This window comes from Pandoraea communis, assembly GCF_902459745.1.
GTDB lineage: Bacteria > Pseudomonadota > Gammaproteobacteria > Burkholderiales > Burkholderiaceae > Pandoraea > Pandoraea communis.
On record NZ_CABPSJ010000004.1, the window covers coordinates 69400 to 81702 of the forward strand.

12 protein-coding genes are annotated in these 12303 nt (G+C 63.0%); 8 read left to right on the top strand and 4 right to left on the bottom strand.

Features of this window, described 5'->3' with window-relative positions; all coding sequences use genetic code 11:
* Positions 1-68 precede the first annotated feature (68 nt).
* From aroQ to PCO31110_RS14970, 3 genes are all read right to left on the bottom strand, one after another.
* Positions 69-515: a type II 3-dehydroquinate dehydratase gene (aroQ, locus tag PCO31110_RS14960; RefSeq protein ID WP_036664542.1), complete on the bottom strand. Its 447-nt coding sequence runs from the start codon at positions 513-515 to the stop codon at positions 69-71.
* A gap of 144 nt (positions 516-659) precedes the next feature.
* On the bottom strand, positions 660-1184 hold the full coding sequence (locus PCO31110_RS14965) for a TlpA family protein disulfide reductase (RefSeq protein WP_150691030.1): 525 nt from the start codon (positions 1182-1184) through the stop codon (positions 660-662).
* 99 nt (positions 1185-1283) lie between these two features.
* Positions 1284-1937, bottom strand: coding sequence for a UDP-N-acetylmuramate--alanine ligase (locus tag PCO31110_RS14970; RefSeq protein WP_150691031.1), 654 nt, complete (start codon positions 1935-1937; stop codon positions 1284-1286).
* A gap of 118 nt (positions 1938-2055) precedes the next feature.
* Here PCO31110_RS14970 and mpl point away from each other — a divergent pair, with 118 nt between their 5' ends.
* The 7 genes from mpl to mtgA all read left to right on the top strand — a co-directional run bounded on the left by mpl (position 2056) and on the right by mtgA (position 10040).
* Positions 2056-3438, top strand: a complete 1383-nt coding sequence (mpl, locus tag PCO31110_RS14975) for a UDP-N-acetylmuramate:L-alanyl-gamma-D-glutamyl-meso-diaminopimelate ligase (protein ID WP_010803958.1) — start codon at positions 2056-2058, stop codon at positions 3436-3438.
* 53 nt (positions 3439-3491) lie between these two features.
* Entirely contained in the window at positions 3492-4103 is a 612-nt protein-coding gene (locus PCO31110_RS14980) for a YqiA/YcfP family alpha/beta fold hydrolase (RefSeq protein WP_150690779.1), read from the top strand.
* Between the two features lie 77 nt (positions 4104-4180).
* Positions 4181-6385 carry a ribonuclease catalytic domain-containing protein gene (locus tag PCO31110_RS14985; protein WP_150690780.1) on the top strand — a complete coding sequence of 735 codons (2205 nt, stop codon included), beginning with the start codon at positions 4181-4183 and terminating at the stop codon, positions 6383-6385.
* Positions 6379-7338 (top strand): energy transducer TonB family protein, encoded by a 960-nt coding sequence (locus PCO31110_RS14990; protein WP_010803961.1) that lies wholly within the window; start codon positions 6379-6381, stop codon positions 7336-7338. Before PCO31110_RS14985 ends, PCO31110_RS14990 begins: the two co-directional genes overlap by 7 nt.
* A 91-nt stretch (positions 7339-7429) precedes the next feature.
* Positions 7430-8326, top strand: a complete 897-nt coding sequence (lpxO, locus tag PCO31110_RS14995) for a lipid A hydroxylase LpxO (RefSeq protein ID WP_150690781.1) — start codon at positions 7430-7432, stop codon at positions 8324-8326.
* 91 nt (positions 8327-8417) lie between these two features.
* The gene (aroE, locus tag PCO31110_RS15000) at positions 8418-9290 is read left to right on the top strand and encodes a shikimate dehydrogenase (RefSeq protein ID WP_010803963.1); all 873 of its coding nucleotides are present in this window, start codon (positions 8418-8420) and stop codon (positions 9288-9290) included.
* A gap of 9 nt (positions 9291-9299) precedes the next feature.
* On the top strand, positions 9300-10040 hold the full coding sequence (gene mtgA, locus PCO31110_RS15005) for a monofunctional biosynthetic peptidoglycan transglycosylase (RefSeq protein ID WP_010803964.1): 741 nt from the start codon (positions 9300-9302) through the stop codon (positions 10038-10040).
* A gap of 91 nt (positions 10041-10131) precedes the next feature.
* On the opposite strand, the gene PCO31110_RS15010 is transcribed toward mtgA, so the two are convergent.
* Positions 10132-11007 carry a mechanosensitive ion channel family protein gene (locus tag PCO31110_RS15010; protein WP_010803965.1) on the bottom strand — a complete coding sequence of 292 codons (876 nt, stop codon included), beginning with the start codon at positions 11005-11007 and terminating at the stop codon, positions 10132-10134.
* 258 nt (positions 11008-11265) lie between these two features.
* Between PCO31110_RS15010 and corA the strand changes: the two genes are divergently transcribed.
* Complete coding sequence (gene corA, locus PCO31110_RS15015; protein ID WP_010803966.1) at positions 11266-12228, top strand: magnesium/cobalt transporter CorA; 963 nt, start codon at positions 11266-11268, stop codon at positions 12226-12228.
* Positions 12229-12303: the final 75 nt, after the last annotated feature.

Consider the following 12303-nt stretch of genomic DNA (forward strand, 5'->3'; position numbering starts at 1 on the left):
AAGGAAGCTCCTTGATTCGATATCGGCACGGGGGCGACGCCCCGCGCGGGGAAATGGGGATGAGAGGACTACCCGCCGGCGAGTCGCCGCAGGGCAAAATCGAGTGCGAAGGTGTAGCCGCGCCAGCCCAGGCCGCAAATCACGCCTTGCGCAATATCGGAAAAGTACGAGTGATGCCGGAAGGCTTCGCGCGCATGGACGTTCGAGAGGTGGACCTCGACGAACGGAATGCCCACCCCGGCCAGCGCGTCGCGCATCGCCACGCTGGTATGGGTGTAGGCCGCAGGGTTGATGACGATGAAGTCGATCGACTCATCGCGCGCCGCCTGAATCCGGTCAACCAATGCACCTTCGTGATTGCTTTGGAATGTCACCACCTCGGCACCCGCCGTCTTGGCCTGCGCCACAAGGGCAGAGTCAATGTCGGCCAACGTCGTGCGGCCGTACACCTCCGGCTCGCGAGTACCGAGCAGGTTCAGGTTGGGGCCATGGAGCACGAGAATGCGGTGAGGCATCGGCGAATCAAATTTCACGAAATTGGGCGCAATTAAACGCCAGTTGGTCGATTTTGTCCAGTGGGGCGAAAATTGTGCCGTGCCACTCACGTCCGGCGGGACTTCTCGTGACGTCCCCCGTGACTTCCTGTTTCCGCTGTGGGGTCAGATGAGCGGCTTGAGCGCCGCGCGGACCTCGTCCGACGTGATGCGGCCGAGCTTCTCATAGTGCAGGCGGCCCTGCGGATCGACAACGACGGTGAACGGTAACGCCCCGGCCTTGTTTCCCAGGGCGCGGGCCAGATCGGTTCCCGCGTAGCCGGCCACGAGCAACGGATAGTCGACTTTTACCTTCTGCTCGAACGTGATCATGTTCTGGGCGGTATCGATGCCGATTCCCACGAATTGGACATTTTTACTACCGAATTCCGAGGACAATGCCTGCAAATCGGGCATTTCTTCCACGCAAGGCCCGCACCACGGCGCCCAGAAGTTAACGACCAGTGTCTTGCCGCGCCATTGCGAGACGGCCTGCTCGTTACCGCGCAGGTCGGGCAACCGGGTGGCGAGCAACTGCGCGACGGCGGCGTCCGGGGCGTTTGCCGGCGGCGGGTTCCGGTGGCCGAGCCAGAAGCCGCCCGCCAGCCCTGCGAGCGCCAGAATCACCAGAATAACAATGCGTTTTGCCATGATGGGAGGGAGGGCAGAGGTGCCGGGATCAACGGTAGATGAAAAACGGAAGGTAATTGAAGAGAATGCGTGGCGATTTTGCAGCAACATGACGGCAGATCAACTGCTGGCCGCTTGCTCCGCGGTGGTTTCGGCAATCAGCGCGCGGAGGCCTTTGGCATCAACGCGGACCGGGCGGCCGTTGCCGTCGGTTGTCTTGAGCGCACCGCGCATGTCATCCAGGGAGTACAAGGACAGATGCACGCCTGCAGGTTCACCCCGCTGATGACGCTCGCGCCACAGGAAACTCAGCGTCTCGACCATGCCACGGCCATTGAAATGGCGGCTCTCCGAGACCTCGTAGTCGATACCCCGATTGAGCAGATCGATGGCAACTTCCTTCGGATTGTCGCAAAAAGCCTGCAAATAGATATCCGATAGCGCCGTTGCCGTGCCGTTGTAGACGGCGCCGGTAATGAACGGCCGGTAGCGTGCCAGTTCCGTCATGACGGTGAGCGCCACTTGGCGCAGGTGCGCCAGCTCGGCAGGCTGCGTGTCGGAGAGGAACGTCTGGACGTATTCGCGGACTTCCGCGTCTATCTGATCGTTATCTGGCAGCAATTCGCCGGCAATCCGCGTCTCGCCGGTGACCTGCTTCGCCGCCTTGCGCTTCGCGGTAGCGTAGTCGGCACCCTCCTCGGCGATGAGGCGGGCGGCGGCCAGCGCAATTTCTTCGCGCAGGCGTTGGGCGTCGGTCCAGGATTTGCGTGTCATGCGGACGATGATACCCGAAAGGCATTGCGGAGCACGCCACAGGTACAATGGAGCCCTTGGCTTTTCGGCACTCCATTTCCCGCACGGGTTCGGCCCGTCCTCACCACGCTCCCCATCCATGCATATTCATATTCTTGGCATCTGCGGCACGTTCATGGGCGGTCTGGCAGTCCTCGCACGTCAGGCCGGCCACACCGTCACGGGTTGCGACGCCAACGTCTATCCCCCCATGAGCACGCAACTCGAGGCGCAGGGCATTCGGTTGATCGAGGGGTTCGACGCCGAACAGGTCTCGCTGGAGCCCGACCTGTTCGTCATCGGCAACGTCGTCTCGCGCGGCAATCCGCTGATGGAAGAGATCCTGAATCGAAACCTGCCTTACACCTCTGGCCCGCAATGGCTCGGCGAGCATGTGCTGTCGAAGAAGTGGGTGCTGGCCGTGGCGGGAACGCACGGCAAGACGACAACCACGTCGATGCTGACCTGGATTCTCGAGGACGCCGGGTATCACCCGGGCTTCCTCGTCGGCGGCGTGCCGATGAACTTCGGGATCTCGGCGCGTCTGACCGATAGCGATTTCTTCGTGATCGAGGCCGACGAGTACGACACGGCCTTTTTCGACAAGCGCTCCAAATTCGTCCACTACCATCCGCGTACGGCGATTCTGAACAACCTGGAATTCGATCACGCCGACATCTTCCCGGATCTGGCCGCCATCGAGACGCAATTCCATCATCTGGTGCGCACAGTGCCGGGACAGGGCCGCGTGATCGTCAATGGTCGCGAGCCGGCGCTCGAACGCGTGCTGGCGCGCGGCTGCTGGAGCGAGGTTGAACGCTTCGGTGTGGCGGACGGCTGGCACGTCGCTCAGGCGAACGACGCACTCGCGCCGGGGCAGGAAGCCTTCTGGGCCCATCACGGCCCGGTGGCTGCCGGGGAAGTGAAGTGGTCACTTCAGGGCGAGCACAACCGGATGAACGCACTGGCAGCGCTGGCGGCGGCACGGCACGTGGGGGTGCCGCCGGAGCAGGGCGCGGCGGCGCTGGGCAAATTCCAGAACGTGAAGCGCCGCATGGAAGTGCGCGGCGAGGTGGCGGGCGTCACCGTTTATGACGACTTCGCTCACCATCCGACCGCCATTCAGACGACATTGGCCGGACTGCGCCGCCGGGCTGGCACTGCGCGCATTCTGGCGGTGCTCGAACCGCGCTCGAATACGATGAAGCTCGGCGTGATGAAGTCGCAACTGCCCGCGAGTCTGGCCGATGCCGATCTGGTGTTCGGCTACGGTGCTCCGTCGGGCAAAGACGCGCTTGGCTGGAATCTTGCCGAAGCACTCGCTCCGCTCGGCGCCCGGGCGCAGGCATTCAGCGATATTGACGGGCTGGTGCGTGCGGTGAGTGCGGCAGCACAGCCCGGCGACCAGATCGTGGTGATGAGTAACGGCGGCTTCGGCGGCATTCACCAGAAATTGCTCGACACGCTGGCGGCGCGCGCCTGATTCCGGCACCGTCGCTGTTTGTGCATACTGATTGGGTTTTATCGGGGGCTCACATGATTCTCTATTTGCACGGCTTCCGTTCGTCGCCGCGTTCGTTCAAGGCGCAATTGATGGCTGCTCGCATGCACCGGCTCGGGCTGGGACATGCCTGGGCGTGTCCGCAATTGCCGCCGTCGCCGCTGGCGGCGGTGGTGGACGCCCAGCGTCTGCTGACCGGCGTGGCGCCCGACGAGTTGACCATCGTGGGCAGCTCGCTGGGCGGCTACTACGCAACCTATCTGGCCGAGAAACTTGGCTGCCGCGCGGTGCTGCTCAATCCGGCCACGCGGCCGTACGACGACCTGGGTAAATGGCTCGGCGAGCAGCCGATGTGGCATGGCGGCGGCACTATCGTCGTCGAGCCGCGCCACCTGGACGAGTTGCGCATGATCGACGTGGCGCAGATCACGCGCCCCGAGCGCTACTACCTTGTGGCGGCGACCGGCGACCAGACCCTGGACTACCGTGACATGGTGGCGAAGTTCCCGGGGGCCAAGCTCACCCAGATCGAAGGCAGCGACCACGGTATTTCCGATTTTGTCGATTACATGGACGACGTGCTGCGCTTCGCCGGCATCGATGTCACCACTTCGCCCGGTGCCGCGGGTTCGCCCGCGAGCGAATGACGCGTTTGCCCGTTCTGCCCTAAACCGCCGTAGTTTGGCGGGCTACAATATCGCCTATTGCGATCGATGGCTGTTTCATGAACATTTTTTTTGAGGAATCCGGCGGCTTCAAGGCTGGCACGGTGTTGTCGCAGCAGGGTGAGTCGTATCAGGTGGAACTGCCTGGCGGACGCCGTAGCAAGATCAAAGGACGCGACGTCCTGTTGCGTTTTGAGTCGCCCTCTCCCGCTGAGTTGATCGCCCAGGCTCAGGCTGCTGCACAGGACATCGATATGAGTTTCCTGTGGGAATGCGCGCCTGCCGAGGAGTTTCCGTTTCCGACGCTCGCCGCCGAGTACTTCGGTGAAGGCGCGAGCGTTGCGCAACAGGCCGGACTGGCACTGGCCCTGCAGGCCTCGCCGATCTACTTCCGCCGCAAGGGCCGCGGCCAGTATCAACGCGCGCCGCAGGAACAAATCCAGGCCGCGCTCGCGGGACTCGCCCGCAAGCAGCAGCAGGCAGAGTTGCAGGCCACCTATGCAGATCAGATGATTGCAGGCACGCTGCCCGACGCGCTCAAGGGCAAGGAACTGCTGCTGCTGTTCCGCCCGGACAAGAACGCCATCGAGTGGAAGGCGCTCGACGCCGCCGCCAGCGCCCTGGGTAAGACGCACGCCGAGGTGATGCTCGCCTGTGGCGGCATTGCGTCGCCGCGCGCATATCACGAGGCGGCATTCCTCTATGAGTACTTCCCGCGCGGTACCGGCTTCCCCGATGTGGGGCCGGTTCCCCTGCCGGGCGACGATCTGCCGCTGGCCGACGTACAGGCATTCTCCATCGACGATTCGACGACGACCGAAATCGACGACGCGCTCTCGGTGCAGTTGTTGCCCGACGGCCTGCTGCGCGTGGGTATCCACATTGCGGCGCCGGCGCTCGGCATCACGCGCGGCGACGCCATTGACGCTATCGCGCGGGTACGCCTGTCGACGGTCTACGCGCCCGGCGAGAAGATCACGATGCTGCCCGACGCCGTGGTCGAGGCGTACACGCTCGCCGAGGGCGGTGCCCGTCCGGCGTTGTCGCTGTATGTCGTGGCCAAGGCCGACACATACGAGATCGTTGCCACCGAGACGCGCGCTGAACGCGTGCCGATCTCTGCGAACCTGCGCCACAACGAACTCGACTCGATCATCACGGCCGAGGCGCTGGCCGACGGCAGCGGCGACTATCCGCACAAGGAAGCACTGCGTCTGCTGTGGCCGTTCGCGCAGTCGCTTTACGACAAACGTCAGGCCGCGCGTGTGGGCTATGGTCTGCGCCCGGAAGTGCAGAACAAGACCGACTTCAGTTTCTACGTCGACGGCGAGCACGTCACGATCAAGCAGCGCCTGCGGGGTGCTCCGCTGGATCTGATCGTCGCCGAGATGGCGATTCTCGCGAACAGCCGTTGGGGACGCCTGCTGGCCGAATGCGGCGTACCCGGCATCTACCGTGCACAGCGTGCCTACGGTGTGAACCGTACGCGCATGCAGACGTCGCCGGCACCGCACGAGGGCCTCGGGGTCGAGCAGTACGCGTGGAGCACGTCGCCGCTTCGTCGCTACGTCGATCTCGTGAACCAGTGGCAGTTGATCGCGTGTGTGCGTCACGGAGTGACGGCCAAGCTGGCGGCGCCCTTCAAGCCCAAGGACGCCGATCTGTATGTCACCGTCTCGAGCTTCGAGGCCGCTTATGCTGCCTACGGCGAGCATCAGAGCCGGATGGAGCGTTACTGGTGTCTGCGCTGGCTGCTTCAGGAGAACAAGTCGCAGGTGCAGGCGAGTGTGCTCAAGGGCGACACGGTGCGTCTGAACGACATCCCGCTGACGTTGATCGTGCCGGGACTCGGTCTGCACGCGCGTGGCACGCAGATCATGCTCGACGTGCTGTCGCTCGACGTCGTCACGCTCAGTATTTCGGTGCGTATCTCGCAGGTGCTCGGCGCCAGCCAGACCGTGCTTGCCGATGACGATGACGAAGGGGAGGGCGGCGCGGGTGAGGGCGGCGACGGCGGCGAAGGGGGGGCTGAGGGGGCAGGCGGTGCGGACGGCACCGATGACACCGACAGTACCGACAGCAACGACAGTAACGACGATACCGACAGTGTCGAAAGCCGCAGCGAAGAGGACGCCGTGTCGGCCTCGCCCGACACGAGTGCGCTTGTCGAGCAGCCGGCAGATGCCGGCTCGGAGACCTCGCCGCTCGCCGCGGCGCTGATGGCTGCGGGCGCTCGCGACGCCTCTGCCGGCTCGGCGTGCTGAAACCGGCCCTCGCTTCTGGCAATCTGGGCGCGGCACGCCGCCGTGGCTGGTCGCTCATGCGCGAGCATCCGCTTGCCACGGGCCTCGTATTTTCGGCCGTGGTTCATCTGCTCGCGCTGGCGGTGCATTTCGTTGCGCCTGATAGTTTCCGGCTACACAGCGCAGACTCGCCGCTAGAGGTCGTTCTCGTCAATGCGAAGTCGGCCAACGCACCCGACAAGGCCGCCGCGCTGGCGCAGGCCAACCTTGTGGGCGGTGGCGAGCATGACGGTGAGCGCGCGACGTCGCCCTTGCCGTCGCGCGCCGTCGAGCGCGACGGCGCGCCTGTCGCGCAGATCCAGCGCAACGTGAGCGACCTTGAGGCGACCCAGGAAAAGTTGCTTTCGCAACTGCGCAGTCAGTACGCCGCCGCGCCTGAGTCGCAGCGCAATCGTGCCGATGCCGTGCAGCGCGGACAAGGACACGACGATCAGAGTGTCGATCAGCAGATCGCCCGTCTGCAGGCGGAAATCGACAAGCAGTTGCGTGCGTATCAGACTCGTCCGAAACGCGGCCAGGTCACGGCCAACACGCGCGAGGTGGTGTACGCCCGATACTTCGATACGCTACGTCATCGCGTGGAGCGCTACGGCACGGAGCACTTTCCGCAGATCGGCAACGACCGCCTTTACGGCGAGCTGATTGTGACGCTCAACGTCAATCAACGCGGTGGACTGGGGTATCACAAGGATGGCTGGAATGTCACGGGTGTGGAGATCACGCGAAGCTCCGGCAATCGCGATCTGGACCGCCGCGCCGTGGCGATCGTGCAAGCGAGCGCTCCGTTTGGCGACTTCTCTTCCGAGATGAAACAGCGCTACGACATCCTTGAAATCGTCACGCGGATGACATTCTCCCGTCAGGGCGTGCAGGCCGAAACGCTGGCCGCACCGCCGGGGGCCGAGGCACGGTAATACCTCGTATTTCAAGGGGCGGTCTGGTCGGAAAAAACTTCCAACTATTTCTATAATTGCGAAGTTTTCTCCGACTCTTGGAAAGTCCGCCATGAAATGGATTGTGTTGGCGATCTTTGCTGCGTGTGCTGCATATGTGCATTTCCGGGGTAAGGTTCGCCACAAATTTTTCCGCCAACTCTCTGACCATTCGACGTTTCTGTCGCCACTGAACGTGTTCATGTATACGTTCTCCCGTGTGCCGACGACACCGTATCTGAAAACCGAGTACTTCCCGGAACTCGAGCCGTTGCGCCAGAACTGGGAAGTGATTCGTGCCGAAGCGGTGTCGCTGCTTGACGCGAGCCGAATCAAAGCGTCGGATAAGTACAACGACCTCGGCTTTAATTCCTTTTTCAAGAGTGGTTGGAAGCGTTTCTATCTGAAGTGGTATGACGACGCGCATCCGTCTGCCAATGAACTCTGTCCGGTGACCACCGGTCTTGTGCGCCAGATTCCGACGATCAAGGCGGCGATGTTTGCCGAACTGCCGCACGGCAGCCGCCTCGTGCGTCACCGGGATCCGTTCGCGGGGTCGCTGCGTTTTCACCTCGGGCTGGTTACGCCGAACGATGATCGCTGTTACATCGATGTCGACGGTCAGCGCTATAGCTGGCGCGACGGCGAGGGCGTGGTGTTCGACGAGACGTACGTTCACTATGCCGAGAACCAGAGCGGTCGGAACCGCATCATTCTGTTTTGCGACGTCGAGCGCCCGATGAAGTATCGCTGGACGCAGGCGATCAACCACTGGTTCGGCCGCCATCTGGTCGGTGCGGCGGCGTCGCCCAACGAGGCTGGCGACCGTACCGGCGGGTTGAACAAGGTGTTCAAGTATATTTATTCGATCCGCATTGCCGGCAAATGCCTCAAGGCGTGGAACCGCTACGTGTACTATGCGGTGAAATGGGCTTTGTTCGGCGGCATCGCGCTGTGGATCTTCTGGTGATCGGCGCTCGCCGAGCGTCGGCCAAACGCCGTATTTGACGCATGCAACAGCGGCGCCTGAGCGAAAGCCAGGCGCCGCGTCTTTGAAAACGATGACAAACCAAACGCCACCCGGGGACCTGCCGGCTGATCGCTACGCGGTGATCGGTCATCCTGTCGAACACAGTCAGTCGCCGTTCATTCACGCCGAGTTCGCGCGCGAGACGGGACAGCATCTCACCTATGAACGTCTGCTCGCGCCACTCGACGCGTTCGCGGCCACTGTCCGAACTTTCATCGAGAGCGGCGCGCGGGGTGCCAACGTTACGGTGCCGTTCAAGCTCGAGGCTCACGCGCTCGCAGATCGTCTGACCGAGCGCGCGCAGGCGGCTGGCGCGGTCAACACGCTGGTGTTCGACGCACAGGGAATTACCGGTGACAACACCGACGGTGTGGGGCTCGTGCGTGACATCGAGGGGCCGCTTGGCATTTCGCTCAAGGGGCGCCGCGTGTTGCTGCTCGGCGCCGGCGGCGCGTCACGCGGCGCGATGCTCCCGCTGATCGAAGCGGCGCCGGCGACGCTGTTCGTCGCCAATCGCACGGCCGCACGCGCCGATGAGCTTGTTGCACGTTTCGCGACGGCGGCGCGGCGTCACGGCGTTGCGCTGGCCGGCGGCGGTTGGGACGCCACCCCGGCGGCGTTCGATGTCGTCATCAATGCCACGGCCGGCAGTTTGCAGGGTGAGGTGCCGCCGTTGCCGGCGGGCGTCTACGCGCCCGGCGCCTTGGCCTACGACATGATGTACGGTGCGCAACCGACAGTGTTCATGACACATGCATTGTCGGCCGGCGCGGCACGCGCGGCGGACGGACTGGGCATGCTGATCGAACAGGCGGCTGAAGCGTTTGCGGTGTGGCGCGGCGTGCGTCCGTCGACCGATGCCGTGCGCGCAGCGTTGCGTGCACAACTCGCTGCCAAGGGCTGAGCTTCCGCGATGGCTGTGCAGCGACGCGCTCCGCGCACGACCCGTCAACGCCGTTGGGGGCCGTGGCGATGGACGGCCTACGTCGTCACGCTGCTGTTCGTCGGCGTGCTGGCCACACAGCTTTACTACTTTGTACAGATCGGCTGGTGGGTGCATTTCAATCCGCAGTCGACAGCGTTCATGCGGGCGGCCGAGGCGAGGCTGCGCGAGACCGATCCGAACGCGACGCTGCGGCACGAATGGGTGCCGTACGATCAGATTTCGCGCAACCTGAAGCGCGCGATCATTGCGAGTGAGGACGCGAACTTCGTCAACCACGATGGCTTCGAGATCGACGCGATGCTCGGCGCGTGGGAGAAGAATCAGAAGAAGGGGCGCATTGTCGCTGGCGGTTCGACCCTTTCGCAACAGTTGGCCAAGAATCTGTTTCTGTCGAGCGAGAAGAGTTATCTGCGCAAGGCCGAAGAGCTGAGCATCACCTGGATGCTCGAGTTCTGGATGGACAAGCAGCGCATCTTCGAGATCTATCTCAATTCGGTGGAGTGGGGCGAAGGCGTGTTCGGTGCCGAAGCGGCCTCACGTTACTACTATGGCATTCCGGCCGCCAAGCTTTCGCCATGGCAGGCGGCGCGACTGGCCGTGATGCTGCCGCGTCCGCGTTATTTCGACGCTCATCGCAATTCGCCGTATCTCGCGCAGCGCGCCGGCGTGATTTCGCGTCGTATGGGCGCTGCGGAGTTGCCGCAGTAGCGCGTTGCCGATGCCGTGCCGTTTCTGCGGCGTCTACGCCGCCCCGGTGTTCCGCAACCCGAGCCCCGCGTGAGCGGGGAGGCGAGCGGGGCTAGTGTCTCGGCTGTGCCGCGTCCGGTACGGGCTGTGCAGGCACCTGCATGATGGTGCGCGTCGGGAACGGCAGCGAGCAACCCACGCCCTCGACCGTCTCCTTGACACGACGCTGGAGATCCCAATACAGCCCCCAGTAGTTGCCCAACAGCGACCAGACGCGCACGTTCACAATCACGGCGCTGTCGCTGACCTGCTTGACCATGATTTCCGGCGCAGGTTTATCGAGCACCCGGTCGTCGTGCGCGACGTGCGCACGCAGCGCGGCCATGGCTGCGTCGAGATCGTCATCAAGGGCAATGCCTACGGTGATCTCCATGCGACGCGTGGCGTTCCGGCTGAAGTTCGTGATCGGCTGCCCCCAGATCTGATTGTTCGGCACGCAGACGTAAATACCGTCGGCACTCGTGAGCGTGGTGGTGAACAGGCCGATCTCGTCGACCGTTCCCGCGACCGAGGCACCGGCGGTAATGTAGTCGCCGTTGCGGAAGGGGCGAAGCACCAGCAGCATTGTGCCCGCCGCGATGTTCTGCAACGTGCCTTGCAGCGCGAGACCGATCGCCAGGCCGGCGGCACCGAGCACCGCGATGATGCTGGCCGTTTGTACGCCGAACTGCGCCAGTACCGCAACGATGGTGATGATGCGTACCGACCAAAGCACGACCGACTCGATGAGCGGCCTGAGCGTGGCGTCGAAATGCGGTGAACGGCTCAGTGTGCGGTGAACGAAGCGGGCCAATCGTTTCGCAATCCAGAAGCCGATCAGCAGAATCAGCACAGCCTGTACGAACGACAGCCCGTAACGAACGGCGTTGCCCGCGAGAAAACCCATCACCGCGTCGAAGGACGCGAGAGGGGTTGTGACTTCATTCATCTTGCTGTTCTCCCTGTCGATGGACGCGTGAACGCGTCGATACCAAGGTTGACGCAAAGTGCGTAGATTGGTTCGACTAGCTTGCCACCGTTCCCGGCTGGCTGCGCCGACTTTGGGGATTTTAGGAGGATTCTTACCGAAGAATCGTCCACAGACCGACGACAGAAGACGCGTGTCATCGCGAAAGGTTGCCGCTCTTGGCGTGTCTGTGGCGTGGCTGCTACACTTGCCGTCGCTGCGTAGCCGGGAGAACCTCGTTTGATCAATGCCTTCGTCATCCATCATGGCCGCCTGCAACAGGTGACGTGTGACCACCCCAGCGACCTGGCCAGTGTCTCACCGGTCTGGGTCGATTTACATAGCGAATCGGAAGAGGAGCGCCGCTGGGTAGAAGAGGCCTACAACGTCAAGTTGCCATCACGCGATGAGGTGACCGATATCGAGGCATCGGCCCGTTATTACGAAGACGATGGTGGCGTGCTGCACATCCGCACGGATTTCCTGCTCGACGACGAAGAGCAGTCACGCAACGTGCCTGTCGCGTTCGTGGTGCTCAAGGATCTGTTGATTTCCATCCACGACGAAGATTTGCCGGTGTTCCGGTTGGTGCGCATGCGTGCGCGCATTCGTCCGGGGTCGGTTCGCGACGCCATGGACGTATTGCTCGACCTCTATTCGACCGACGCCGAGTATTCGGCCGATTCGCTCGAAGGGGTGTACGCTGCGCTCGAAGCCGTGAGCAAGCGAGTGCTCGGCAAGAATCTCACCGACGCCGATGCCGCCAAGGCGCTGGAGAGTATCGCCGCCGAGGAAGATCTGAACGGCCGGATTCGGCGCAACGTGATGGATACGCGCCGCGCCGTGTCGTTTCTCATGCGTGCCCGCATGCTCAAAGACGAGCAGTATCAGGAGGGCAAGCAGATCCTGCGCGATATCGAATCGCTCGATAACCACACGGCGTATCTGTTCGACAAGATCAACTTCCTGATGGACGCCACGATCGGCTTCATCAACATCAATCAGAACAAGATCATCAAGATATTCTCGGTGGCGGCGGTTGCCTTTCTTCCGCCCACGCTGATCGCCAGTATTTACGGGATGAATTTCCAGATGATGCCGGAGCTGCGTTGGGAGGTCGGTTATCCGTTCGCCATCGGCTTGATGATCCTTTCGGCGATTGCACCGTTCCTGTATTTCCGTCATCGCGGCTGGCTCGACTGAACGGCTGAGGCGGTGCCTGACGCCGCCATCGCAGCCAGCTTGCGCCGGACAAGGGAGGCGAGGCCGCCGAGCAGG

Excerpts from the sequence above, each read along its gene's own strand:
- aroQ (WP_036664542.1), bottom strand. The coding sequence starts at position 515 with ATGCCTCACCGCATTCTCGTGCTCCATGGCCCCAACCTGAACCTGCTC.
- mtgA (WP_010803964.1), top strand. The coding sequence starts at position 9,300 with ATGGCTGTGCAGCGACGCGCTCCGCGCACGACCCGTCAACGCCGTTGG.
- PCO31110_RS14970 (WP_150691031.1), bottom strand. The coding sequence starts at position 1,937 with ATGACACGCAAATCCTGGACCGACGCCCAACGCCTGCGCGAAGAAATT.
- PCO31110_RS14985 (WP_150690780.1), top strand. The coding sequence starts at position 4,181 with ATGAACATTTTTTTTGAGGAATCCGGCGGCTTCAAGGCTGGCACGGTG.
- mpl (WP_010803958.1), top strand. The coding sequence starts at position 2,056 with ATGCATATTCATATTCTTGGCATCTGCGGCACGTTCATGGGCGGTCTG.
- lpxO (WP_150690781.1), top strand. The coding sequence starts at position 7,430 with ATGAAATGGATTGTGTTGGCGATCTTTGCTGCGTGTGCTGCATATGTG.
- aroE (WP_010803963.1), top strand. The coding sequence starts at position 8,418 with ATGACAAACCAAACGCCACCCGGGGACCTGCCGGCTGATCGCTACGCG.
- PCO31110_RS15010 (WP_010803965.1), bottom strand. The coding sequence starts at position 11,007 with ATGAATGAAGTCACAACCCCTCTCGCGTCCTTCGACGCGGTGATGGGT.
- PCO31110_RS14965 (WP_150691030.1), bottom strand. The coding sequence starts at position 1,184 with ATGGCAAAACGCATTGTTATTCTGGTGATTCTGGCGCTCGCAGGGCTG.
- PCO31110_RS14980 (WP_150690779.1), top strand. The coding sequence starts at position 3,492 with ATGATTCTCTATTTGCACGGCTTCCGTTCGTCGCCGCGTTCGTTCAAG.